We start from the raw sequence: 24,702 nt of genomic DNA, 5'->3' as shown, positions 1-24,702 counted from the left end.
CCTTACTTGGTCAGGCCCCGCAGCCCGCCCGAGATCAGGATATTCACTTCATACAGAATGCGTGGGGCCGCAAACCCACCGGGGCTGGCCAGATAGTTCGGGCTCCATTCCGGGTCGAATTTCTGTTTGAAACTGCGCAGCCCCTCAAAGTGATAGAACTGTTCACCATGTTCATAGACGAACCCGCCCACCCGGTTCCAGAATGAGGCCAGCTGCCGGTTTTCGATCCCGGAAAACGGCGCAGCGCCCAGCGAAAACCAGTGGAACCCCTGCTCGGCCCCCCAGGCCATCATCTCGGCAAAAAGCGCGTCCATCACGAAACTGGGGCTGTCGGGCTCATATCGCATCAGGTCCAGCGACAGCTCGGACTTGTGGCCGCCCTGAAACAGGTTAGCAAAGGCCACGATCTGGCCTGTCTCGCCGTTTTTCAGAACCGCATGATCGAAGTAGGACAGGTATTCTTCATCAAATCCGCCAAGGGCAAAGCCCTTTTCCGCGCCCGCCTTGTTCTGCAGCCAGTCATCCGAGATTTTACGCAGCTCGGGCAGGATCGGGGCAAGGTTTTCCTTCGGGATAATCTCGAACACATAGCCTTCCCGCTCGGCCCGGTTCTTGGCCTGACGGAACCGCTTGCGCGATTTACCGTCCAGCGAGAAATCACCAAGCGGCACACGCGCCACCTCACCTATTTTCAGGATCGACAGGCCAAGGTCCAGGAAGGTCGGCAGATACTTGGTGGACACGCTGTAAAACGCACACAGCTTGCCTTCGCGGTCGGCCATTTCGCGCAATTGCCAGATCAGTTGCTGGCCTGCCTTTTCGTCACCCACCGGTTCGCCCTTGGTGATCAGGGCATTGCCCGTATCGGCATAGGCCAAAAACGCGCTGTCATCAGGTGCGATCAGAAACTGCTTGTCCCCGGTCAGGGAAATCTGCGCCTCGGTATCTTCGGCCTCAAGCGCAAGGCGTTCGACGGCTTCGGGGATCACGGTGCGGGCCACTTCGGGGATTTCACGACCGAACAACGAATTCACTGCGACCACACCCAGAATGACCGCGACCACAAGGCTGGACCGCAGGAACCGCGAGGCGTCGCCATTCCAGGCAAACTCCCACCACAGGGAATTTTGGTATTCGACATGAGAATATGAGAACAGCCCGACCCAGAAAATCACCAGCATCAGGGCCATCACGCTGACCAGCCACGGGATGTTCAGGCGGAAGATCGACGCGCCGCTGACGCGATAAAACGCCCCCCGGAACGTGGCCAGAATGGCGATCGCGGCCAACATGCCGATGGCCTCATGCGTGTCCAGCCCCTTGGTCAACGAGGCAAAGAACCCCGCCACCATCAGCAACATCGCCACGATCCACGCGCGGTAGAGTTTGCGAAACAGCCCGCGCGACACAAGGATCAGCAATACGCCGACCACGCTGCCGGTCAGGTGTGAGGCTTCGATGAAAGACAGCGGCAGAAAATCCCGCAACACGCCCAGATTCTGGCTGCTGGACGGCAAGGCCCCCGACACCAGCAGAATGATCCCGGCCGCCGCTGTGACACCGGCGGCCACCATCGGCACAATCGGCCGGATCGCGCGATACACCCATGTCGCAGCCCCGCTGATGTGGTGGCGATGGGTCAGCGCCGAGGCGACGGCAATCGACAGGCTGGCGATGACAAATGGCAAGAAGGTATAGACCAGCCGGTAAAGCAGCAGCGCCGCGATCACGTCAGACCGGCCCGAGGCCCCAAGCCCCGCGATCACGGTGGCCTCAAAGGCGCCAATCCCGCCCGGCGCGTGACTGAGGATGCCAACCGCAATTGCGCCAATGAAGATCGTGAAGAAATAGGGATACCCGACCCCAAGGTCGTCGGGCATCAAGGTGTACAGAACCATCGACGCACCAAACAGGTCGCCAATCGCGGCCACGGTCAGCAGCCCCGCCAGCTTGCCGCCGGGCAGGTTAAAGCCAAACCCGCCATAGGCCAGCTTGCGCCCGCCACGTGCCAGCCAGACAAACAGCGCTACCAAAGCGGCCAGCAGACACAGCCCGATCACCGTCTCGGTGGTATCACTGATCGGCAAAACCTTGGATATCCCGTCAGGATGCAGGGTCAGTAAGATCCCTAGCAACAAGACCAACCCTGACCAGAACGCGATCCACGAGGTCGCAATAACCCCCGCAACCCGGCTCAGGTCCAGCCCCAACGACGCGTATATGCGATACCGGATCGCCGTGCCGGTGATGTAGGAAAACCCAAGACAATTCGACACCGCATAGCCACTGGCCCCGGCCATTCCCGCGACGGTCAGAGGCACCTCACCCTTTGCCACGCTCTGCACGGCCAGCACGTCATACATCGACAGGGACAGAAAACTGAAACAGGTCCAGCAAAAGGCGAAGAACATCAGCTTCCACGACATATTCGCCACGTCAGTCTGGACGTCAGACCATTTGACGTGCTGCGACAGCTCGTGCAGCACCATCAGCGCGATCAGGGTCACCAGAATTGGAATGGCAATCCGCACCGCAGGCTTTTCCAAAAGCCCGGTGATCCGCTGCGCCCATCGTACAGCCCAAAGGTCTGTGTCTGTCTCTTGGGTCATATGGCTTTCCTGAACTGAGGGACGGCTGAGGCCTCATGCGCTGCGCGACTGTCGCACAATTTCGTTGAACCTCAAAGCGCTATGGCCCGATCAGACCCGCCCTTTGCGCGTGGATAGCAGCAGATTGGTTTCGGATCGGGTTATGCCCTCCATCCGGCGAATCTGGAACAGAACTTCGTCCAGTTCAGCAAGCGTTTCGGTGCCGATTTCAGCAATCAGGTCCCAGCTGCCATTGGTCGTGTGCACCGCCCGCACCTGACGCAAGGCCGCGATCCTTGCCATTGTCCGCTCGGTCCCGCGGCCTTCGATTTCCAGCATCATCAGCCCCCGCACCGGGCTTTCCGCCACATCCCGCCGGGTGAGCACGGTAAAGCCGACAATCTCACCGGATTGCTTCAACCTCTGCAACCGGCTGCGCACCGTTGTTCTGGTCACGCCCAGCGACTCCGCAAGTTCTGATAAAGACGCGCGCGCGTCGCGGTGAAGGGCGCTGAGCAGCCTGTTATCCAAATCGTCCATGTATTACCGCCATATCGATCAGTTCAGTTTCATTTTGAACATTTTGATGTCTTCTAGCAACCCAAGGTTTGATCCTAAATCAGCATATGGACAAAACACATGTAATACTGATCGGTGCCCCGATGGATGCAGGCAAGCGACGTCAGGGCTGCCGCATGGGGCCGGATGCCTATCGGGTAGCCGGATTGGATCAGGCCCTGGGCGATCTGGGTCACCGGGTGACCGATCTGGGCGATATCACTCCGGACCCGTCGCAAACCCCCGAGGATGCGCATTTGTTCGCTCTGCCTCAGGTCGTTGGCTGGACCAGCGCCCTCAGCCGCGCTGCACAGGATACGGCACCGAAGGGTCTGCCGATTTTCATGGGAGGCGATCACGCGCTGTCGATGGGAACCGTTGCAGGCATGGCCGCCCACGCGGACCGGCTCGGACGCCCCCTGTTCGTGCTGTGGCTGGACGCCCATAGCGACTTTCACACCCCCGACAGCACCGGCAGCGGCAATCTGCATGGCACGCCGGTGGCCTATTTCACCGGCCAGCCCGGTTTCGACGCCTTTCCCCCTGTACCGACACCTGTCCCAACCGACCGAGTGGGGATGATCGGCCTGCGCTCGGTCGATCCAGCCGAGCGCGCGCGGTTGGAACAGGATCACGCCATGCTGGCCGATATGCGCAGCATCGACGAACACGGGATCAAGACCCCCCTGATGGCGTTTCTGGACCGGGTCCGGGCGGCAGATGGCATCCTGCATGTCTCGCTGGACGTGGATTTCCTCGACCCCTCCATCGCGCCTGCCGTCGGCACCACCGTCCCCGGTGGTGCCACCGAGCGTGAGGCCCATCTGGTCATGGAACTGCTGCATGAAAGCGGTCTTGTCTGCTCGCTGGACCTTGTTGAGCTGAACCCCTTCCTCGACGAACGCGGCCGCACCGCGAAACTCATGGTCGATCTGGCCGCCTCATTGCTGGGCCGCCGCATCTTTGACCGCCCAACCCGGAGCTTTTGATGACCCAACCTTCTGACAAGGCGCTGGTGCCTTTCGTATCCGTCGACAACATGATGAGGCTGGTGCATCACGTGGGCGTCGAGCGGATGATCACGCAAATCGCGGCGCAGATCGAAGCTGATTTCAAACGTTGGGAAAGCTTCGACAAAACCCCGCGCATCCCCGCCCATTCACCCCATGGCGTGATCGAACTGATGCCTACTTCGGATGGCGAGGCCTATGGCTTCAAATACGTCAACGGCCACCCCAAAAACACGTCCGAAGGGCTGCAGACCGTTACCGCCTTTGGTCTGCTGGCCGATGTCTATACCGGCTACCCGACCCTGTTGACCGAAATGACCCTGCTGACAGCCTTGCGGACGGCTGCAACTTCGGCATTGGTCGGCAGCTATCTTGCACCGAAATCCGCGACGACTATGGCGATGATTGGCAACGGGGCACAGTCGGAATTCCAGTGCCTTGCCTTCAAGGCGATGTGTGGGATCAAGGCCGTGCGCCTCTATGACACCGATCCCAACGCAACTGAGAAATGCGCGGCGAACCTGAAAAACTCGGGCCTGACGGTGGTTCTGTGCAAAACGCCCGAAGACGCCATTGAGGGCGCAGAGATCATAACCACCTGCACCGCAGACAAGAAGAACGCCACGATCCTGACTGACAACATGGTTGGCCCCGGCGTCCACATCAACGCCATTGGCGGCGATTGCCCCGGCAAGACAGAACTGCACCACGACATTCTTTTACGCTCGGACATCTTTGTCGAATACCCCGAACAAACACGCATTGAAGGGGAAATTCAGGCCCTTCCGGCTGACCACCCGGTGACCGAGATGTGGCAGGTCATGACCGGACAGGCAAAAGGACGCCGCGACGACCGCCAGATCACTCTGTTCGACAGCGTAGGCTTTGCGATCGAGGACTTCTCAGCCCTGCGCTTCATCAAGTCGGCCATCGAAGGCACCGATTTCTTTGAACCTCTGGATATGCTGGCCGACCCTGACGATCCGCGCGATCTGTACGGAATGCTGATGCGGGCGGGATAAAGGGGGCTCTGCCCCCGCCGCGCTTTGCGCGCCTCCCCCGGGGTATTTACAGCCAGATGAAGTTTGGATCCGCTTCTTCATCTGGCCAGAAATATCCCGGAGCGCGAGGCAGAGCCTCGCAATGATCCCCTCAACCTGCCAAGGACGGCAGATAGAGAACAATCCCCGGAAACGCCACAAGCAGCGCAATTGTAACCGCGTCCGCGATAAAGAACGGCGTGACGCCTTTGAACACATCCTGAACGCTCAGGTCCGGGCGCACGCCCGCCACCACGAAGCAATTCAGGCCGATGGGCGGCGTGATCAAACAGAACTCGGCCATTTTGACGACCAGAATACCGAACCAGATGGCGCACATCGGCCCTGACATGCCAAAGGCGCTGTCTGCCGCGCTGACCGCTTCACCACCGTTCAGGGCCATCACCGCCGGGTAGACCACAGGCAATGTCAAAAGCAGCATACCGATGGCGTCCATGAACATGCCCAGCACCGCATAGGCCAGCAGGATGCAGATCAGGATCAGCATGGGCGACATTTCAAGCGAGGTGATCCAGTCCGAGAATGCACCCGGCAGATCAGCAAAGCCCAGGAACCGCACATAAATCAGAACGCCCCAGATGATCGAAAAGATCATCGCCGTCAGCTTGGCTGTTTCCAGCAGGGCTGACTTTAGTTCCTTCCACCGCATGCCGTGAAACAGGGCAAAGCAGAAGACGATGAAGGCCCCGATGGCGCCGCCTTCGGTGGGCGTGCCCCAGGCTTTTTCACCGAACGGGTTGTAGACAAAGCAGATGATGATCAGGATCACGGCGACAATCGGGAAGGCTCCGGGCAAGGCCGCGAAGCGTTGTTTCCATGTAAAGCCAGTGACCGGAGGACCGACGGTTTTGAAGAACACGGCGATGCCGACGATGAGCAACCCGTAGATCAGCGCCGAGAACGCACCCGGAATGAACCCGGCCAGCAGCAATTTACCCACGTCCTGTTCAACGATGATGGCGTAAATCACAAGGATCGCCGAGGGCGGGATCAGCGAGGCGAGCGTGCCCCCTGCGGCCACCACTCCGGCCGCGAATTGTTTGTTATAGCCGACCTTCAACATCTCGGGGATGGCGATCCGCGCAAACACAGCCGATGTAGCGACCGATGCGCCAGAGACTGCTGCAAAACCCGCCGTTGCGAAAACAGTCGAGACCGCAAGCCCACCCGGAACCCAGGCGACCCAGCGTTTGGCGGCCTCGAACAAAGCCCGCGTGAGGCCCGCGTAATAGGCAAGGTAGCCGATCAGGATAAAGGTCGGGATCAGGCTGAGCGTATGGGCCGCCACTTTGGAATGGGGCACCTGCCCTGCTGTTTTGACGGCCACTGTCAGGGCCTTGCCGAAACGGTCCGGGTCATATCCGAACTTGGCCCAGAAAATCCAGACCAGCCCAACCAATCCGGCCAACCCCGCCGCGAAGGCCACGCGCATGCCCGTGACCACCAGAACCAGCAGGCCAGCTGTGACCCAAAGGCCGATGTCTATCGTGTCCATGCGCTAGTCCTGCCCTTCGAATTGCTCGGCCTCAGCTGCGGCCTGTGCGGCGGCATCCTGAATCAAAGGCACCGCCACCGGGTGCTCCAACCCAAGAACCAACGCCCGGCCGTAGCCCCAGATTTGCAGGACTAGCCGCGCGCACAGGACCGAGAAAGCGACCGGTGCCAGCAGCTTGGCGGGCCAGAGGGGAATGCCGATATCGATCGAGCTATCCCGGCTCCACAGCGGCGCGCCAAAGTCGAAGGAGCGGTCGAAATGGGACCAGCTGCCCCAAACCAGCGCCAGCATCAGCACAAGGATCAACACGACCGAGATCAGCTCGAACAGCCAAAGCGCCCGACCGTGCAGGCGTGCAATCATAATGTCCATGCGAATGTGGCCGCCACTGCGCTGAACGTAAGAGATGCCCAGAAACGCAATCAGCGGCATCATCTGCTCGATCCAGTCCACGTAGCCCGGCAGCGGTGCGTTGATCGCGTTGCGCCCACTGACCGAGACCACCGCCAAGACCATCAGTCCAAAGACGGCAATCCCGCTGATCAGGGCCAGAAACTGTTCCAGTTTTAATAGATGACGGTCCAGCCGACTTAGGCGACTGCTGTCCTCAAGCACCGTGGCCTGTCCTGCCATCCCGGTGATCCCCTGTTTTTATGATTAGTGTCCGGGTGCCCGGTCAGGCACCCGGATCGGGCATTCAGTTGCCGCTGCGCTGCTGTTCAAGTGTTGCCTGAACCAGATCATAGAGATCCTGCGCAGGCAGACCCTGAGCGGTCATATCCGCAATCCACTGCTCGCGGATCGGATCGGCGGCCTTGGTGCGGAACTCTTCGATCACGGCATCGTCGATTTCGACCTTCTGCACGCCCTTCTCGGACAAGACGCTGTCCCACTGTTCCAGCAAACCGTCATAGTTGGCGAGGTAGTGATCAATCGCCTCAGCGACCGAGCTGTCCAACGCCTCGCGATGGTCGGCGGGCAGTGCCTCATAGGCGTCGATATTCACCACGACCGGGCAGTTCACCGTGCCCGGGTTCAGGTTGGCGGTCCACCAATCGGCTTCATTGATGGTGCCGAAGGACAGGTGCGCGTGCTGAGCAAAGGCGACTGTATCGACGACACCTGATTCCATCGCATTGAAGGCTTCGGTCGCCGGGACCGAGGTCGGCACGCCGCCCACGGCCTCAAACGCCTGACCCAAACCGCCAGTGGCCCGGACGCGCATACCGTCGAAATCGGCCAGTTCATCGCGCGGATCACCTGTGCCGACAATGTTGTACTGTGGCATGGGCGAGGTCATGAGCAGCCGCGCGTTCCACTGCGCCATTTCATCCTGAACCGCCGGGTGATCATAGACCGCATGGCTGACGGCCACCTCTTCTGCCAGAGTGTTCACGCCCAGAAACGGCAGTTCCAGAACGGTAATGGCGCGGTTCTTGTCGCGGTGGTAGCCTGCACAGAACTGGGCCATCTCGAAGGCGCCGATCTCAATCCCGTCCAGATTCTCACGCGGCTTGGACAGGCCGCCATAGCTGACATTGATGGTGAATTCGCCATTGGTTTTCTCGCTGACCAGTTCAGCCAGTTTCTCAACATGCTCGGTAAAGGCGCGGCGCTTGCCCCAGACCGAGGCGCTCCATTCTGTGGCGGCGGCCTCGGACACGAAGGCCACGCACAACGCTGCGGCGGCTGCGCCGCTGAACAATTTTTTCATAATGGTTTCTCCCTTTGATGCGCTTCTTGTCCAAGCGCTTGCAGCCAAAGCTAGCGCCAACATCAAAACCTGCCAACCCCGGACATGCGGCAACCGGGGCGACTGTGGGCGCTAACAACCAAAAGCTGATAGCAACCTGAGAAATTCCGCCCTGAGACTACGCGAGATACTTAGTGACATTTTTCATGTTGATTTTATTTCGTTATTTCACCTTCTTCTGATTTTATTTACAGTTTTCCCGGCGGGCGTAAAATTTGTTTACAAACAAATGCTGTGATTTCGGTAATTTATTTCATTGTTTTCAGTTCTCCGTATTATCCGTATTGGGGAGGAACAGGATCGACAGAGTCTGCTTTTGGGGGCACAGATTGATCCGATGATTTCAGTCCAGAGGGAGGAGCCTCAGAATGACAACCGCTGCCCAGGCAGATGCTAACGTATATCCGCCGTCCGCTGACACCATTGCACGCGCGCATGTCGACGCCGAAAAGTACAATGCGATGTACACGGCCTCGATCGAAGATCCCGTTGCGTTCTGGGGTGAACAGGGCAAACGGATCGACTGGATCAAGCCCTACACTCAGGTCAAAGACGTCAACTACGATTTCGGTTCGGTCAAAATCAACTGGTTCGCAGATGGTACGCTGAACGTTTCCGCCAACTGCCTGGACCGCCACTTGGAAACCCGTGGCGATCAGACCGCCATCATCTGGGAACCGGATGATCCGCAGGACGCCGCACAACATATCACCTATGCCGAATTGCACCGCCGCACCTGCCGGATGGCAAATATTCTGGAATCGATGGGCGTTCGCAAAGGCGACCGTGTTGTCATCTATCTGCCCATGATCCCCGAGGCCGCCTATGCGATGCTGGCCTGCGCCCGTATCGGTGCAATCCATTCAATCGTTTTCGCGGGCTTCTCACCTGACGCTCTGGCGGCGCGGGTCAACGGGTGCGACGCCAAAGTCATCATCACCGCAGATGAGGCCCCGCGTGGTGGCCGCAAGACCCCGCTGAAGTCCAATGCCGACGCGGCGCTGCTGCACTGCAAGGACACTGTGAAATGTCTGGTGGTCAAACGCACCGGTGGTCAGACCACCTGGATCGACGGTCGCGACTATGACTACAACGAAATGGCGCTGGAAGCGGACGACTATTGCGCGCCCGCCGAAATGAACGCCGAAGACCCCCTGTTTATTCTGTACACCTCGGGCTCGACTGGTCAGCCCAAGGGCGTGGTGCACACCACCGGCGGCTATATCGTCTATGCGGCGATGACCCATGAGATCACCTTTGACTACCACGAAGGCGATATCTACTGGTGTACGGCCGATGTCGGCTGGGTCACGGGCCACAGCTATATCGTCTATGGCCCGCTGGCCAATGGCGCGACCTCGGTCATGTTCGAAGGCGTGCCAACCTATCCGGACGCAGGTCGTTTCTGGGAGGTGTGCGCCAAGCACAAGGTCAACCAGTTCTACACCGCCCCCACAGCGATCCGCGCGCTGATGGGTCAGGGCAATGAATTTGTCGAAAAGCACGATCTCAGCGATCTGCGTCTGCTGGGCACCGTGGGTGAGCCGATCAACCCCGAAGCCTGGAACTGGTACAATGACGTGATCGGCAAAGGCAAATGTCCCATCGTTGACACCTGGTGGCAGACCGAAACCGGCGGGCATCTGATGACCCCCCTGCCCGGCGCGCATGCGTTGAAGCCCGGTGCCGCGATGAAGCCGTTCTTTGGCATCCAGCCTGTGGTTCTTGACCCTCAGTCCGGCGTTGAGATCAGCGGCGACGGTGTCGAAGGCGTGCTGTGCATCAAGGACAGCTGGCCCGGCCAGATGCGCACCGTCTGGGGCGATCACGAACGGTTCGAGAAGACCTATTTCTCGGACTATAAAGGGTACTACTTCACCGGTGACGGCTGCCGTCGCGACGAAGGTGGCGACTATTGGATCACCGGCCGCGTCGATGACGTGATCAACGTCTCGGGCCACCGTATGGGCACTGCCGAGGTTGAAAGCGCGCTGGTGGCGCATGCCGCCGTCGCCGAAGCCGCCGTGGTTGGCTATCCCCATGAAATCAAAGGGCAAGGCATCTATTGCTATGTCACTCTGATGAATGACCGCGAGCCCAGCGATGAGCTGCTCAAAGAGCTGCGCAGCTGGGTCCGGACCGAGATTGGCCCGATCGCCAGCCCGGACGTGATCCAGTGGTCCCCGGGCTTGCCCAAGACACGTTCAGGCAAGATCATGCGCCGTATCCTGCGCAAGATCGCCGAGAATGACTTTGGCTCGCTGGGTGACACTTCGACTCTGGCTGATCCGTCGGTGGTCGATGACCTGATTGCAAACCGCGCGAATAAGTGAGGGAATGATGGACGCTGCTGTTACCACCACCCCCGCTGTTCTGATCCTTCTCGGCCCCCCGGGCGCTGGGAAGGGCACCCAGGCCCGTATGCTGGAAGACAAGTTCGGTCTGGTTCAACTCAGCACCGGTGACCTGCTGCGCGACGCGGTTGCTGCCGGAACTGAGGCTGGCCAAGCCGCCAAGGCCGTCATGGAAGCAGGCGATCTGGTCAGTGATGAGATCGTCATCGCCATCCTGCGCGACCGAATGGCCCAACCGGATTGCCAGAAAGGTGTCATCCTTGACGGCTTTCCCCGCACCACGGTTCAGGCCGAGGCGCTGGACGGGCTGCTGGCTACATCTGGTCAAAAGATCAGCGCCGCCATCAGCCTTGAGGTTCAGGACGCCGAAATGGTGACCCGCATCTCGGGGCGCTACACCTGCGCCGGATGTGGCGAAGGGTATCACGACACGTTCAAACAGCCCGCGACAGAGGGTGCGTGCGACAAGTGTGGCCACACCGAATTCAAGCGCCGTGCAGATGACAACGCCGAAACCGTTGCATCGCGGCTGAGCGCGTATCACGCGCAGACCGCACCGCTGATTGACTATTACCAGGCCCAGGGCGTGCTGAAGGGCATCGATGCCATGGGTCAGATCGACGACATCGCAACCGACCTGCAAGGGCTGGTGCGCGAGGTCATGAATTAAGGGGAGGAGATAAGCCCACAGGGCTTTGATCCTAAAACAGAATACTTCAATGGACCCGCCCTGGCGGACCGGAGGAGTTTTGCCTGACGTCACGGGGCGTCTGGCACAGTCGAGAAGCGGTCCAACGCACTGGAGGAGTTGGGCAATGGGCCGCCAACGAGAAAGCGAAGGAGGAACCCGCAATGGCGGATCATTCAACAAACTCCGCGCAGACTGCCGAGTCCGACAAGGGCTATTGGCAGGCCAACCTGCGCCTTATCTACATCAGCCTGGTGATCTGGGCTCTGGTGTCGTTTGGATTCGGCATTCTGCTGCGTCCGCTGCTGTCGGGTATCGCCGTCGGCGGAACCGATCTGGGCTTTTGGTTCGCTCAGCAGGGATCGATCTTGGTCTTTCTGGTGCTGATCTTCAACTACGCCTGGCGCATGAACAAGCTGGACGCTGAGTTCGGCGTAGAAGAAGAATAAGGGAGAGCGGGAAACATGGATCAGTTTACCATCAACCTGCTGTTTGTTGGCGCGTCGTTCGCGCTATACATCGGCATCGCGATCTGGGCCCGTGCGGGTTCCACATCTGAATTCTACGCCGCCGGTCGCGGCGTTCACCCGGTCACCAACGGTATGGCGACAGCGGCGGACTGGATGTCTGCGGCCTCGTTCATCTCGATGGCGGGCCTGATTGCCTTTACCGGCTATGACAACTCGACCTTCCTGATGGGTTGGACCGGTGGCTACGTGCTGCTGGCTCTGCTGCTTGCGCCTTACCTGCGTAAGTTCGGCAAGTTCACCGTCTCGGAATTCATCGGCGACCGTTTCTACAGCCAGACCGCGCGTATCGTGGCGGTGATCTGTCTGATCGTGGCCTCGGTGACCTACGTGATCGGTCAGATGACCGGCGTTGGCGTTGCCTTTGGCCGCTTCCTTGAGGTTTCCAACACCTCGGGTCTGCTGATCGGTGCTGCGGTTGTGTTTGCCTACGCGGTGTTCGGCGGGATGAAAGGCGTGACCTATACTCAGGTCGCTCAGTACTGCGTGCTGATCACCGCCTACACCATCCCGGCGATCTTCATCTCGCTGCAGCTGACCGGCACGCCGATCCCGGCACTGGGTCTGTTCGGTGACACCGCCGGTGGTGAGCCGCTGCTGACCAAACTGGACGCCATCGTGACCGAGCTGGGCTTTAACGACTACACCGCCCACCACTCGAACACGCTGAACATGGTGCTGTTCACCCTGTCGCTGATGATCGGTACAGCGGGTCTGCCCCACGTCATCATGCGTTTCTTTACGGTGCCGAAAGTGTCTGACGCGCGTTGGTCTGCTGGCTGGGCGCTGGTCTTCATCGCGCTGCTGTACCTGACCGCTCCTGCTGTTGGTGCAATGGCCCGTCTGAACATCACCGACATGATGTGGCCCAATGGTGGCATCGAAGGTGGTGCTGTCTCGGTCGAGGAAATCGACACCGATCCGCGCTATGACTGGATGGCCACGTGGCAGAAAACCGGTCTGCTGGACTGGGAAGACAAGAACGGCGACGGCAAAATCCAGTACTACAACGACAAGTCCGAAGCCATGAACGCAATCGCGGAAGAAAAAGGCTGGGTTGGCAATGAGCTGACCAAGTTCAACCGCGACATCCTGGTTCTGGCCAACCCCGAGATCGCCAACCTGCCGGGTTGGGTGATCGGTCTGGTCGCTGCCGGTGGTCTGGCGGCCGCTCTGTCGACCGCTGCGGGCCTGTTGCTGGCGATTTCGTCGGCTGTGTCCCACGACCTGATCAAGGGCGCGATCAATCCGCAGATCTCGGAAAAAGGCGAGCTGATGTCGGCCCGTGTCGCAATGGCCGTTGCCATCGTTGTGGCGACCTATCTGGGTCTGAATCCTCCGGGCTTCGCGGCGCAGACAGTGGCCCTGGCCTTTGGTCTGGCGGCAGCCTCGATCTTCCCGGCGCTGATGATGGGGATCTTCTCGACCCGCATCAACAACACCGGTGCGGTCGCGGGTATGCTGGCTGGTCTGGTTGTGACCCTGGTCTACATCTTCCTGCACAAGGGCTGGCTGTTCATTCCGGGCACCAACTCGTTCACCGATGCTGATCCGCTGTTGGGTCCGATCAAGTCGACCTCGTTCGGTGCGATCGGTGCGATGGTCAACTTCGGCGTCGCCTACGTCGTTGCAGGCATGACCAAAGAGACCCCGCAGGAGATCAAGGATATGGTCGAAAGCATCCGCATTCCCCGTGGTGCGGGCGCAGCTCAGGATCACTGAGTTATGATGCGGCATATGGTCAACTTCCATATGCCGCGTTTTTCGATCGACTGTCCCCGCCCGGCACACCACCGGGCGGGATTTTTTAACCAGAAATACGAGGTCGTCTGATGCCCCTCCCCCTAGACCAGATCACCCGGTTTCTGAAATCCGTACATCCGTATGATGCCCTGCCACACGATACGCTGGCGGATCTGGCCGAACAGATCGAAGTGCGCGAGCTGGAAACGGGTGCCCCAGTTTACGAATTGGGCAACGATCTGCCCGGCGTCTTCTTGATCTATGAGGGACAGGTCGAAGTCACCGATGAAAACGGCGCAGTCGTCTCTCATCTGGGATTGCGCAATTCCTTTGGCGAGCGCGGTCTGCTCAGGGATGGTAAGGCCGCGACCCATGCGCATGCTGACGCGCCGTCCATTTTGCTCATTCTGCCACCGGCTCTGGTTCGCGCGCTGATCGACAACCACGATGTTGTCGCCAAATTCTTCAACAGAACGCGCGGAGAGAAAGCCGGCCCGCAAAGTCTGGCCACCAGTGCGATTGACGTGCTTATGGCCCGCAACCCCGCCACATGCCCGCCTGCCCTACCCGTGCGCGAGGCTGCCCGGCTGATGCGCGACCGCCATATCTCATCTCTGTGCATCACCGAAGGGGATCGTTTCCTTGGGATCGCGACCCTGCGCGATATTGCCGGGAAATTTGTGGCCGATGGCCTGCCCGACAGCACGCCGATCTCAGACATCATGACCGCTGATCCCGTGACCCTGTCGCCGTCCGACATCGGCTCGGACGTGCTGCATGTGATGATGGAGCGCGGGATCGGACACATTCCGATCTCAGAAGGTGGTAAGCTGGTCGGCATCGTGACCCAGACCGACCTGACCCATTATCAGGCCGTCAATTCGGCCGAACTGGTGCGCCGCATTGCACATGCCAATTCCGCGGCCGAAATGGCATTGGTCACAGCAGAAATACCGCAACTGCTGGTGCAGCTGGTTGCAGGTGGCAACCGGCACGAGATTGTCACCCGTCTGATCACCGACATCGCCGACACCGCGACCCGGCGCCTGCTGGCCCTGGCCGAACAGAAACTGGGCCCCGCGCCCGTGCCCTATCTGTGGCTGGCCTGCGGATCGCAGGGGCGTCAGGAGCAGACCGGCGTATCGGATCAGGACAATTGCCTCGTGCTGGATGACAGCGTGACCGAAGCGCAGATGCCCTATTTCGCCGAGCTGGCCAAGTTCGTCTCGGACGGGTTGGATGTCTGCGGGTATTTCTATTGCCCCGGCGACATGATGGCGACCAACCCGCGCTGGTGTCAGCCCGTGCGCGTCTGGCGCGACTATTTCAACGGCTGGATCGCCAAGCCGAACCCCGAGGCACAGATGCTGGCCTCGGTCATGTTCGATCTGCGCCCCATTGGCGGCACGTTCGAACTGTTTGAGGACCTTCAAACCGATACGCTGGCCGCGGCAAATGCGAATTCGATCTTTGTCGCGCATATGATCTCGAATTCGTTGAAACACACGCCTCCGTTGGGGCTGCTGCGCGGGTTCGCCACCATCCGGTCCGGCGAGCATCGTAATACGCTGGATTTAAAGCATAATGGCGTTGTGCCCATTGTCGATCTGGCGCGTGTCTACAGCCTGCAGGGCAAGCTGACCGAGGCCAACACCCGGGCCCGTCTCAAAGCCGCCGAGGCGGCTGGAGTGCTGAGCCCATCCGGCGCACGCGATATTCTGGATGCCTATGATCTGATTGCAGAAACCCGGCTGGAACATCAGGTGCGGCTGGTGAAATCCGGCGAAAAGCCGGACAATTACTTGCCACCCTCGGCCTTGTCGGACTTTGAGCGCAGCCATCTGCGCGATGCGTTTGTTGTTGTAAAAACGATGCAATCAGCTGTGGGGCATGGCAAAGGTATGCTGGGCTAGCATCGTGCGCGCGGAGAGCGGAGGATCGCCTTCGGCGACCGTATTTGGAACGAGAAGAAGCGGCGACACGCGCCGGAACGGAGGAAGGTTCACATGTTTATTGAGCTGATCGGCACGATATTCGCAGGGATTGCATTTGCAGGCGTGGCGATGATCGTGAACAAGCTGACCGGTGGCCGCCTGCCCCGTTGGGCCATGCCTGTGGCGGCAGGTCTGGGCATGATCGGCATGACCATCGCCAGTGAGTATTCCTGGTACGGGCGCACCGTTGAGACCCTGCCCGAAGGGTTGGAGATCGTACAGGAGGTCGAAAGCCGGACGTTCTACCGCCCGTGGACCTATGCGGTGCCTTTTGTTGACCGATTTGCCGCGATTGACACCGTGTCGGTGCGCACAAATGAAAAAGTGCCGGAACAACGTCTGGTCGATCTCTATTTCTTTGGACGCTGGGCCCCCCGATCCATGGTGCCCGTGGCCGTGAATTGCGCCGATTTTAGCCGCGCCAACCTGGCGGACGGGGTCGAGTTCACTGACGACGGCCGCATTGTCGATGCCGACTGGATCAACGCGGCTTCGGACGATCCTGTCATCAAGGCAACCTGCGGAGCTTAAAATGCTACACCGGCTGAGTTTGCGACTGCGCATATTCCTGTTCTTCTGCCTGCTGGCGGTGGGCGCGCTGCTGGTCAGCTCTCTGGCGCTGTGGATCAGCTATCGGCGTATTGCAGACCCCGAGTTGATCAATGCGTTCTTGTTTGCCGAGATCATCATGGGGTTTGGCTTTGTCGCCCTGATCGTCGCGGTCTGGCTGCTGTTTGATGACAACGTGGCAAAGCCGATTGAACGTCTGTCCGCGCAGCTGCGCGCGCGCGCGCATGCGGGCGTCAGCACGGATGTCGACATGCAGGCGGCGCGTTATCTGGGCGACCTGGCCCCGGCCGCGGCTGGTCTGGCCGATCAGTTGTCGGGAAAGACTATGGATGTTGCCGAGGCAGTCGCCACAGAAACCGCCCATCTGGCCGCAGAAAAACAAAGGCTGACCGCGCTGTTGACCGAGATACCGGTCGCGATGGTACTGGCCAGCCCGACGCATAAGATCGTTCTTTATGATGGTCAGGCCGCCGGGGTTCTGGCCCAGATCGGACATCCCCGACTGAACGCATCGCTGTTTGAGTATCTGCAACCCAACGCCCTGCAGGACGCCTATGAAAAGCTGATCAAAACCGGGCTAGAGGTTGATTGCACGCTGACCAGCATCGACGGCGCGCAATCTTACACGGCGCGGATGAAGCCGCTGGGCGACGCGCCGGGATACCTGCTGATTTTTGACGAAAGCGCGGCCAATATCTCACCCGAATCCGCCCGGCCTCTGGTCTATGATTTCGATCTGCTGAACAACGCCTCGGACGGGCAGTTCGAAACCCTCGCCCTGCAGGATTTGTGTTTTGTCGTCTTTGACACCGAAACCACCGGCCTGCTGCCGCATAAGGATGAGATTGTTCAGATCGGCGCGGTGCGTGTCGTGAATGGCCGGATTGTCGAGGGCGAACAGATGGACCAGCTGGTCAATCCGGGCATGCCGATTCCGCCTGCCTCGACCAAGGTTCACAAGATCAGCGACCTTATGGTGCAGGATGCTCCGGACATTGCCACGGCAGGGCGCGCTTTTCACCAATTCGCCCGTGATGCAGTGATTGTCGCCCACAACGCACCATTCGACATGGCCTTTCTGCGGCGTCACGCCAAAAGCATGGGGGTTGAGTGGGATCACCCCATTCTGGATACGGTGCTGCTGTCAGCTGTTTTGTTCGGTGCCAGCGACAAACATACGCTGGACGCCCTTTGCGACAGGCTGGAGATCACCATCCCGCATGAACTGCGCCACACCGCGCTGGGGGATGCTGTCGCGACCGCAGAGGCGCTGGTCAAGATGCTGCCGATGTTGCAAGCGCGCGGCATGACCACCTTTGGGGCCGTGATCGAGGCGACGCGCCAACATGGCCGTCTGTTGGAAGACCTGAACTGAGCCCCAAAATGTGCGGATTGCGTCCAGCTTTTCATGGACAATCCCGGCGGGCCGTGGCACCTGAGGCGCGACCACTGCATGAGCGCGCGATGACGGAAAAGACCTTCACCCCCACTCCGGACCACACCCTTGCCTATCGCGAAGCGTTGGGATGCTTTGGCACCGGTGTCACTGTTGTCACGACACAGACCGAAAATGGACCGCGTGCCATCACCGTCAATTCCTTTTCGTCCGTATCACTGGACCCGCCGTTGGTCCTGTGGTGCCTTGCCAAAGACTCATATCGGTTTGATGCGTTCAATGCCTGCCAGCACTATTCGATCCATGTGATGGCCGAAGAACAGCAGGATCAGGCGCTGAGATTCGCCCGCGACGGGTTGGATTTCTCTCATGCTGAATGGGTATCCGACCACAAAGGCCGCCCGCAACTGGCCAAATGTCTGGCCCGGTTCGATTGTAAGTTGGATGCTAGGCACGAAGCAGGCGACCACCTGATCCTGGTGGGCGAAGTCGAACAGGTGATGTACCGCACCGGCAAGGGTCTGATCTTCAAACGCGGTCAGTTCGGCGGGTTTGCCGATCTGCTTTAGGCGTCACTCGTCCAGAGAACCATGCACCGCCAGCGCCTCAAGCTGGGTTTCCTGCGGCGTGATGATGCGAAAGGCTTCGCGCACACCTGACTCGGACAGCTCACGCGCGACGGTCAGCAGAGTGTTGGGCGCATGTTCCTCGCACAGCTCTGACATATGGGCGATTTCGGCTTGTGCCACACCCATTGCAGCCTCAATCGACGGCGCGCCATAAAGCTGCGTGAAATGTTGGGCCAGATTCTGCGCAATCTGATCCAATTCGGCCTGTTCGATCTGAGTGACGGCGACAAAGGTGACGCGCCCGAAGGTCTCAACCCCCAGCCAGCCATTGGCAAAAGCCTGCCGCGCCTTGCCGTCCAGATCGCCCTCGCCCCAGTTCGAAAACTCGAAACCGCCCGAGATGCACCACTCCCCTGTTCGGGCCGGAGAATGAAAGACATTCATGTCGCTTTCATCGAAATGGATCGCGCGGGCCAGTTTCATGTGTCGTTCTCCAACAGTTCGGTCAGGGGGCGCAGTCGGGTCTCGGAACCGTCGCGGATCAGCATGCCAAACCGCTCATCCGTTCCCAGAAAAACCCCCGAGTCGTAAGGCTCACCCACGCCCCGCAAAAGGCCCATCCATTCGGTATGGAGGGGCGCATTGCCGTCCTCTTGCCAGCGGTTGAGCCAGGTCAGCATGTGGCGCGACCAGCTTTCGACCAGCTGTACCGCCGATACCTCGGCACAGCCTTCGTCATAGAGCGCGGTGACATCCGGGTTTTCGCCCGGCGCATCGCTGGTTTGGAGCAGAGCCAGTTCCCACCCGATGACCAGCCAATCAGGTTGTGCTTCGGGCGTGGTGTCGGATGCGGCGGTCCGAAACCGGCCGCAGGTCGCGCCGTTCACGCAAATCACCCCGTCCCAGCCCAGATGTACGGCCACCTCGGGCGGGGCCAGCGCGCCCAGCGCGTTCTGAAATCCCACAGAACACAAGGGCAGCATCGCCATCGCATCCTGCAGCGGCACCTCGGGGGCGAAAACAATCGCCACGCGCAGCCGGTCTGCCTGAATGTTGTAGACGACCGACCCCGCATCGCATCCCAGCGCGGCCATGGCGAGCGCACGCTCAAACGGGTCCTCCCCGTGCTGGACGGGGTGGCCTGTCAGCAAGGGCGGAAATACCGGCTCGGTCATGCGTTTCCTTTGGCGATCAGGTCGCGGGCAATCTTGCGGAACGCCTCGGCCTGCGGGCTGTCGGGTTTGCTGACGACAATCGGCGCGCCTTCATCAGCCGCAATACGAATGTCCAGATTCAATGGGATTTCCCCCAGCAGTGGCACGCCCAGCGTTGCCGCCTCGGCCGCGACACCGCCATGTCCAAAGACATGTTCTTCGTGGCCGCAATTCGAACAGATATGCGTGGACATATTTTCGATCATCCCAACGATGGGCGTCTTGAGCTGGTTGAACATGTCGATCCCCTTGCGGGCGTCGATCAGGGCCACATCCTGCGGGGTCGAGACGACAATCGCGCCGTCCACCTGGAACTTCTGGCTCAGCGTCAACTGCACATCCCCGGTTCCGGGCGGCAGGTCGACGATCAGCACGTCCAGCGCACCCCACTGCACCTGGTTCATCATCTGTTGCAGCGCGCCCATCAGCATCGGCCCGCGCCAGACAACCGCCTGCCCTTCATTGGTCATCAGACCCATAGACATCATGGTGACACCGTGGTTGCGCAGGGGCAAAATGGTCTTGCCATCCGGGCTGGCCGGACGGCCCGAGACACCCAGCATCCGGGGCTGCGAGGGGCCGTAGACATCCGCATCCAGCAGACCCACGCGCCGCCCTTCGGCTGCCAGCGCACAGGCGAGGTTGGCGGACACGGTCGACTTGCCCACACCCCCCTTGCCCGAGGCAACGGCGATGATCCGGTCCACCCCCGGCACAGCCTGCGGGCCGGTTTGCGATGGCTTGGGCTTGGGTTTCAATTCCGGTGGCGCCTTGTCCGAATGCGCGGTCATCATCGCGGACACTTTGGCGACACCATCCACCATTTGCGCGGCTTGCTCAGCGGTCGCGCGCACGGGCTCCATCTTCTCGGCATGTTTGGGGTCGATCTCGAGCACGAAACGCACGGTATCGCCCTCGACATTCAGCGCCCGCACAACACCGGCGCTGACAATGTCCTGACCGGAAACCGGGTCGGTGATTTTTTTCAGATTCGCAAGAACCGCGTCGCGGACACTCATGCCTTTCCCCTACTATTCTATCCAACCATGTGGTTGTTTTTCATTGTACTTCTCTCGATCCCGTTCAGTTTATTTGACGCATGTGGGATCGGGCCGGTAGGCTGAGCCATGCGTTTTGTCCTTTTGTGCCTGAGCCTGACGCTGTGTGCCACCCCCTCTTGGTCGCAAGAGACGCTTGGCCTTGCCGCTCCGCCCGAGGTGAAAGACTCTGGTCTTTTGCAACATATTCTTCCGCGCTTCTCACTCAAGACCGGTATTCGGATTGTTGCAGACGATGGTGGCGTTCTGGTGCTGAACCCGGCCCCTCCGGGCGATCCGGTCTTTGCGCGCGGTGATGTGGTCTATCACCTGCAGATCGGGGATGACGCCAAACAGGAACGGTTCCGCGACTGGCTGCTGTCGGATATCGGCAAGCGCACCGTCGAAGGGTTTACGCCGGATCAGGGCGCGCCCTTCTCGGCCAGTTTCGAAATCGCGACGGCATCGGAAGACACCACAATCGACGGCGATGTCATCCGGGGTGAGGAACTTTCGATGACCCATTGCGGTCGCTGTCATGTGATCGGGCCGAAGAACCGGATGAACGGTCTGGGCTCTACCCCGTCCTTTGGGGTCTTGCGCGCAATGTCCGACTGGTCGGAACGGTTCGAGGCGTTTTTTGTTCTGAACCCCCACCCGGCTTTCACGCAGATCGACGGGCTGACGGCACCGTTTGACCCTGAACGCCCCTCGCCCATCCAGCCGGTGGAAATGACACTGGACGAGTTGGAGGCCATTCTGGCATTCGTGTCGGCCCTTGAGGCCGCCGATCTTGGGGCGCCGTTGCAGCTTCAATGATCCTTCCGCTTCGAGAAATAATCCTCGGTCGTGACGACGCGCGGTTTGGGATTTGACTGAAACGGGTTATCCGTGTGCTGGAATTGCGCGTTCACCCGGCAATTGTCGCACATCTGGATCATCCGTGCCTTGTCCGAGGTGGCGAACATCGGATGCGTACCCGACAGTTTTTCCATAATGCGTTCCACGGTGGATTTCACCCCGAACAGCGCCCCGCATTCAACGCAGGCAAAGGGTTCTTCCTCATTCAGCACCCGCTGTGACAGGGCCGCATCGCTCAGGTCCAGTTGCGGAACCAGCGCAATCGCGTCCTCGGGACAGATGTTCTTGCACAGGCCACATTGCAGACAGGCATCCTGCTGGAAGTTCAACTGAGGCTTGTCGGGGTTGTCCACCAAAGCGCCCGACGGACACAGCGACACGCAGCTAAGGCACAGTGTGCAGGCATCGGTATCAATCGCCAACGCACCGTATGGCGCGTTTTCGGGCAGCGGCAGAGGGTCTTCGGCCTGCGGGTTCAGCGCCTGCGCCGACAGCCGCGTGATTTGCCTGCGGTTGCCCAGCGGCAGAACCGGATCGGCCAGCGGCTGAGGCACCTCTTGCGCATAGAGCAGCTCGGCCATGGCGTCCGGGTCAGCCTCGTCAATCAGGCCCAAGCTCCCCGACCCGGCAATCGCCTGCGCCAGCGCAAGCTCTCGGTCCAGGGCATCGCGTTCGGTCGTGGGTGCAAGCAAGACATCGACACGGGCGAAACCATGGGCCAGACCAGCCAGCATCTCGGCATGGCCAAAGCCCGAAATTACGTTCAGTTGCATGGGGATGACATCCGCAGGCAGGCCGCGCCCAAAGCGGGCGGCAAGCCGGATCATCTCAGCCCCATGGGCATCATGCACCAGCAGCCGGGGCGCAGTTCCGCCCGCGCGCCGATAGGTTCGCGCCAGAATGTGCATACGCGATACAATGGCCGCAATCTGGGGATCTTCGTAAGTGATTGCCGTAGACGGACAGACCGCAGCACAGGCCCCGCATCCCGCACAGACCATCGGGTCGATCGACACATGTTCGCCATCCGGCGAGATCGCGCCGGTCGGGCAGATGTCCAGACAGTTCGTGCAGGCCACCTGTTCGGCTCGCGAATGGGCACACAGCGTTTCCTCCATCCGCACATAAAGCGGTTTTTCGAACGTACCGACCAGTTGCACCGCGTCAAAGGCCAGACGTTCGACCGCCACCTTATCTTTGGGATCCGCCCTCAGGTATCCTTCGCGCTTTTCCGGGGCCGGTACAAAGGCCATGTCACCCGCCAGATCAATCACGATGTCGCAGGTGGATTTTGCCCCATCGCGCGGCTCGGACCATTGAAAGGCCCCGCGCCCACCGGGCTGGGCCTGTTGCAGCGCGTCCAGCTGTAACGAGAACCCTCCCAAGGCCCCATTCACCGATCGCACGCGCCCCCGCACAACATCAAAGTCACGCGACAGGGGCTGGCTGTCATCGGTCGCCAAGACGGTCACGGCCAGCGTTGCGGCCAACCGCTGGGCCAGATCAAAACAGACCTCACCTGCGCCGATGATGAAACAGGTGCCTTCGCTGAACACATCCACGCTGGGCGTGATGGGCTGCGGCAACAGCGCCTCGGCCGCCAGTGCCGCCATCTTGGGCGTTGCATCATCCCCTTGGTCAGACCATCCGGCGCGGTCACGCAGATCAACGAAACCCGGCGTTTCGATCTGCAATTCTTCGGCCAGTGCCGAGAACACCTCTTGTTCCTGCCCGCAGGCGATGATCGTGTCGCCCTCTTGCATCAGCGCTGCGGCGCTGTTCAGCTCGCGCGTGCACAACGCTGTATGCACCTTGGAACAGCTTGTGCCACAGGTCGATGCGATCTGTTCGGCATCCAGCGACTGCGTTCCTTCGCAATCACACAGCAGAATCTTGGTGCCCATAGTCCCTCCCCGAACGCGGTCCATCCCTCGCACATTAGGCTGTCCTTCGGGGGCGGCAATGTAAAGGCCACCGATTTTCATCCCGACGCCGCTCAAAAGCCCTTATTTGATGGCGCCGGGCAAGCCCCCTCACGAACACGCTACCACCATGTACGACTAAAGTCGTAGTGCTAGGACTTGGCAGAAGATCAAATTGTGTACCATAGTGGACTTGGAGAAGGCAGGGGAGAGCCTTCAGGGGAGGACTACGTGGCGGAGGCCGCAAACCAGATTGAAATGCCAATCGGCGTCGTCGTGCGCAAAACACCCGGTGTAACCCGCTGGGCGAAATGGAACTGGCGTGCCGTCGCCGTTTTGCCGGGCGCAGGCCCGGCGGATTGGCATGAGATGCGGCGCGAAGGTGAGGCTGTTGAATACCACGCAGCCACCCTGCCCCTGACCCTGTGGGCGGATGAGACCGAGGCTTACATGGTGAACCTGTCTGACGGTCAGCCCTCGATCTATCTTGTTCTGCGGGATGCGCTGGATGGGCAGCGCCCGATGGATGCGGTTTTGGTCACCGCCTCTCCGTTCGAGGGGCAGGATTACGCGGATACCGGCGAAGAGATTGTCGAGAAAATCCCCATGACCGAAGGGCTGATCGCCTGGGTTCGGGATTTCGCTTTGGAACATCACCGCGACGAGGTCTTTGTCAAACGTCGCCGGGACAAAAAGCGCACCGACTTGGTCGAGGATGGCAAAGGCGATGCGCGCATCCGGCAGGACTCGGACGTGTATCGTGCACCGCGGAGGATCATCCAATGACCCAGCCGCGCGATTTCTGGTCTCGCCGCAAGGCCGCCGTTCAGGCCGAGGCCGAAGCAGAGGTGATCGCCGCCGAGGAACTGGCCGTTGCCGAACAGCGCGCCGAGTTGGAGGAAAAGACAGACGCCGAGATTCTGGCCGAGTTCAACCTGCCCGACCCCGATCAGCTGCAGGCGGGCGATGATGTCTCGGGCTTTATGGCCAAGGCCGTGCCCGACCGCCTGCGCCGCCGTGCCCTGCGGCGGTTGTGGCGTCTGAACCCGGTGCTGGCCAATGTCGACGGGCTGGTCGATTATGGCGAAGACTATACCGACGCGGCCTGTGTCATCGAAAACCTTCAAACGGCCTATCAGGTTGGCAAGGGGATGCTGGCGCATGTCGAAGCCCTGGCCGCGAAGGCCGAGGAAGACGAAAGCGAGGCACCGGTCGAAGAACTGTTGCCGGAACCAGAGGTCGTCGAAGAGCCCACGCCCGAGCCCGAACCGGTGCAGATGGCCCAGATCGAAGAGCCGGAAGAAGAAGACGCCCACCCCCCGTCCCCGCGTCGCATGAAATTTGAATTCGAAGGATAACGCA

General features: G+C 60.2%; 22 protein-coding genes. 13 read left to right on the top strand and 9 right to left on the bottom strand.

The window, feature by feature from the left end; all coding sequences use genetic code 11:
• Window positions 1-2 precede the first annotated feature (2 nt).
• Both mprF and ACR0J5_RS04450 read right to left on the bottom strand, forming a co-directional pair.
• The gene (gene mprF, locus ACR0J5_RS04455) at window positions 3-2,609 is read right to left on the bottom strand and encodes a bifunctional lysylphosphatidylglycerol flippase/synthetase MprF (protein ID WP_480650803.1); all 2,607 of its coding nucleotides are present in this window, start codon (window positions 2,607-2,609) and stop codon (window positions 3-5) included.
• A 90-nt stretch (window positions 2,610-2,699) separates the two neighbouring features.
• Window positions 2,700-3,128, bottom strand: a complete 429-nt coding sequence (locus tag ACR0J5_RS04450) for an Lrp/AsnC family transcriptional regulator (RefSeq protein WP_480650801.1) — start codon at window positions 3,126-3,128, stop codon at window positions 2,700-2,702.
• A gap of 86 nt (window positions 3,129-3,214) precedes the next feature.
• Between ACR0J5_RS04450 and rocF the strand changes: the two genes are divergently transcribed.
• Complete coding sequence (gene rocF, locus ACR0J5_RS04445; RefSeq protein WP_480650799.1) at window positions 3,215-4,135, top strand: arginase; 921 nt, start codon at window positions 3,215-3,217, stop codon at window positions 4,133-4,135.
• The gene (locus tag ACR0J5_RS04440) at window positions 4,135-5,178 is read left to right on the top strand and encodes an ornithine cyclodeaminase (protein WP_480650797.1); all 1,044 of its coding nucleotides are present in this window, start codon (window positions 4,135-4,137) and stop codon (window positions 5,176-5,178) included. Before rocF ends, ACR0J5_RS04440 begins: the two co-directional genes overlap by 1 nt.
• 130 nt (window positions 5,179-5,308) lie before the next feature.
• On the opposite strand, the gene ACR0J5_RS04435 is transcribed toward ACR0J5_RS04440, so the two are convergent.
• The 3 genes from ACR0J5_RS04435 to ACR0J5_RS04425 all read right to left on the bottom strand — a co-directional run bounded on the left by ACR0J5_RS04435 (window position 5,309) and on the right by ACR0J5_RS04425 (window position 8,426).
• Window positions 5,309-6,712 carry a TRAP transporter large permease gene (locus ACR0J5_RS04435; protein WP_480650795.1) on the bottom strand — a complete coding sequence of 468 codons (1,404 nt, stop codon included), beginning with the start codon at window positions 6,710-6,712 and terminating at the stop codon, window positions 5,309-5,311.
• Between the two features lie 3 nt (window positions 6,713-6,715).
• Window positions 6,716-7,345, bottom strand: a complete 630-nt coding sequence (locus ACR0J5_RS04430; protein ID WP_480650793.1) for a TRAP transporter small permease subunit — start codon at window positions 7,343-7,345, stop codon at window positions 6,716-6,718.
• A gap of 64 nt (window positions 7,346-7,409) precedes the next feature.
• Window positions 7,410-8,426, bottom strand: coding sequence for a C4-dicarboxylate TRAP transporter substrate-binding protein (locus ACR0J5_RS04425; RefSeq protein ID WP_480650791.1), 1,017 nt, complete (start codon window positions 8,424-8,426; stop codon window positions 7,410-7,412).
• Between the two features lie 407 nt (window positions 8,427-8,833).
• Here ACR0J5_RS04425 and acs point away from each other — a divergent pair, with 407 nt between their 5' ends.
• From acs to ACR0J5_RS04385, 8 genes are all read left to right on the top strand, one after another.
• Window positions 8,834-10,798: an acetate--CoA ligase gene (gene acs, locus ACR0J5_RS04420; RefSeq protein WP_480650790.1), complete on the top strand. Its 1,965-nt coding sequence runs from the start codon at window positions 8,834-8,836 to the stop codon at window positions 10,796-10,798.
• A gap of 7 nt (window positions 10,799-10,805) precedes the next feature.
• The gene (locus ACR0J5_RS04415; protein WP_480650788.1) at window positions 10,806-11,489 is read left to right on the top strand and encodes an adenylate kinase; all 684 of its coding nucleotides are present in this window, start codon (window positions 10,806-10,808) and stop codon (window positions 11,487-11,489) included.
• A 182-nt stretch (window positions 11,490-11,671) separates the two neighbouring features.
• Window positions 11,672-11,956 carry a DUF4212 domain-containing protein gene (locus ACR0J5_RS04410; protein ID WP_480650786.1) on the top strand — a complete coding sequence of 95 codons (285 nt, stop codon included), beginning with the start codon at window positions 11,672-11,674 and terminating at the stop codon, window positions 11,954-11,956.
• Window positions 11,957-11,971: 15 nt separating this feature from the next.
• Window positions 11,972-13,756: a sodium:solute symporter family protein gene (locus tag ACR0J5_RS04405; RefSeq protein ID WP_480650784.1), complete on the top strand. Its 1,785-nt coding sequence runs from the start codon at window positions 11,972-11,974 to the stop codon at window positions 13,754-13,756.
• A 110-nt stretch (window positions 13,757-13,866) separates the two neighbouring features.
• Entirely contained in the window at window positions 13,867-15,690 is a 1,824-nt protein-coding gene (locus tag ACR0J5_RS04400; protein ID WP_480650782.1) for a DUF294 nucleotidyltransferase-like domain-containing protein, read from the top strand.
• Between the two features lie 93 nt (window positions 15,691-15,783).
• Window positions 15,784-16,302 (top strand): hypothetical protein, encoded by a 519-nt coding sequence (locus tag ACR0J5_RS04395; protein ID WP_480650780.1) that lies wholly within the window; start codon window positions 15,784-15,786, stop codon window positions 16,300-16,302.
• A 1-nt stretch (window position 16,303) separates the two neighbouring features.
• The gene (locus tag ACR0J5_RS04390) at window positions 16,304-17,716 is read left to right on the top strand and encodes a 3'-5' exonuclease (protein WP_480650778.1); all 1,413 of its coding nucleotides are present in this window, start codon (window positions 16,304-16,306) and stop codon (window positions 17,714-17,716) included.
• Between the two features lie 89 nt (window positions 17,717-17,805).
• Window positions 17,806-18,306 (top strand): flavin reductase family protein, encoded by a 501-nt coding sequence (locus ACR0J5_RS04385; RefSeq protein WP_480650776.1) that lies wholly within the window; start codon window positions 17,806-17,808, stop codon window positions 18,304-18,306.
• A 3-nt stretch (window positions 18,307-18,309) separates the two neighbouring features.
• Here the strand turns inward: ACR0J5_RS04385 and ACR0J5_RS04380 are convergent, their stop codons facing one another.
• From ACR0J5_RS04380 to ACR0J5_RS04370, 3 genes are read right to left on the bottom strand one after another with little or no spacing between them, the layout of a single operon-like run.
• On the bottom strand, window positions 18,310-18,789 hold the full coding sequence (locus ACR0J5_RS04380) for a DUF6505 family protein (RefSeq protein ID WP_480650774.1): 480 nt from the start codon (window positions 18,787-18,789) through the stop codon (window positions 18,310-18,312).
• Window positions 18,786-19,481 (bottom strand): biotin/lipoate--protein ligase family protein, encoded by a 696-nt coding sequence (locus ACR0J5_RS04375; protein ID WP_480650772.1) that lies wholly within the window; start codon window positions 19,479-19,481, stop codon window positions 18,786-18,788. The genes ACR0J5_RS04380 and ACR0J5_RS04375 overlap by 4 nt, the downstream gene beginning before the upstream one ends.
• Window positions 19,478-20,539 (bottom strand): Mrp/NBP35 family ATP-binding protein, encoded by a 1,062-nt coding sequence (locus ACR0J5_RS04370; protein WP_480650770.1) that lies wholly within the window; start codon window positions 20,537-20,539, stop codon window positions 19,478-19,480. Before ACR0J5_RS04370 ends, ACR0J5_RS04375 begins: the two co-directional genes overlap by 4 nt.
• A 108-nt stretch (window positions 20,540-20,647) precedes the next feature.
• On the opposite strand from ACR0J5_RS04370, the gene ACR0J5_RS04365 reads away from it, so the two are divergent.
• A complete protein-coding gene (locus tag ACR0J5_RS04365; RefSeq protein WP_480650768.1) occupies window positions 20,648-21,376 on the top strand; it encodes a c-type cytochrome in 729 nt (242 codons plus the stop codon).
• On the opposite strand, the gene ACR0J5_RS04360 is transcribed toward ACR0J5_RS04365, so the two are convergent.
• Window positions 21,370-23,322, bottom strand: a complete 1,953-nt coding sequence (locus tag ACR0J5_RS04360; RefSeq protein ID WP_480650766.1) for a 4Fe-4S binding protein — start codon at window positions 23,320-23,322, stop codon at window positions 21,370-21,372. The genes ACR0J5_RS04365 and ACR0J5_RS04360 overlap by 7 nt on opposite strands.
• A gap of 249 nt (window positions 23,323-23,571) precedes the next feature.
• Between ACR0J5_RS04360 and ACR0J5_RS04355 the strand changes: the two genes are divergently transcribed.
• The gene (locus ACR0J5_RS04355; RefSeq protein ID WP_480650764.1) at window positions 23,572-24,126 is read left to right on the top strand and encodes a DUF3305 domain-containing protein; all 555 of its coding nucleotides are present in this window, start codon (window positions 23,572-23,574) and stop codon (window positions 24,124-24,126) included.
• A complete protein-coding gene (locus ACR0J5_RS04350; protein ID WP_480650763.1) occupies window positions 24,123-24,698 on the top strand; it encodes a DUF3306 domain-containing protein in 576 nt (191 codons plus the stop codon). Before ACR0J5_RS04355 ends, ACR0J5_RS04350 begins: the two co-directional genes overlap by 4 nt.
• Window positions 24,699-24,702 lie beyond the last annotated feature (4 nt).

The sequence above is a fragment of the Ruegeria sp. BE1 genome (genome assembly GCF_056538885.1).
The sequence above is the reverse complement of the archived record's forward strand: the minus strand, read 5'-3'. Positions and strand labels throughout refer to the sequence as shown.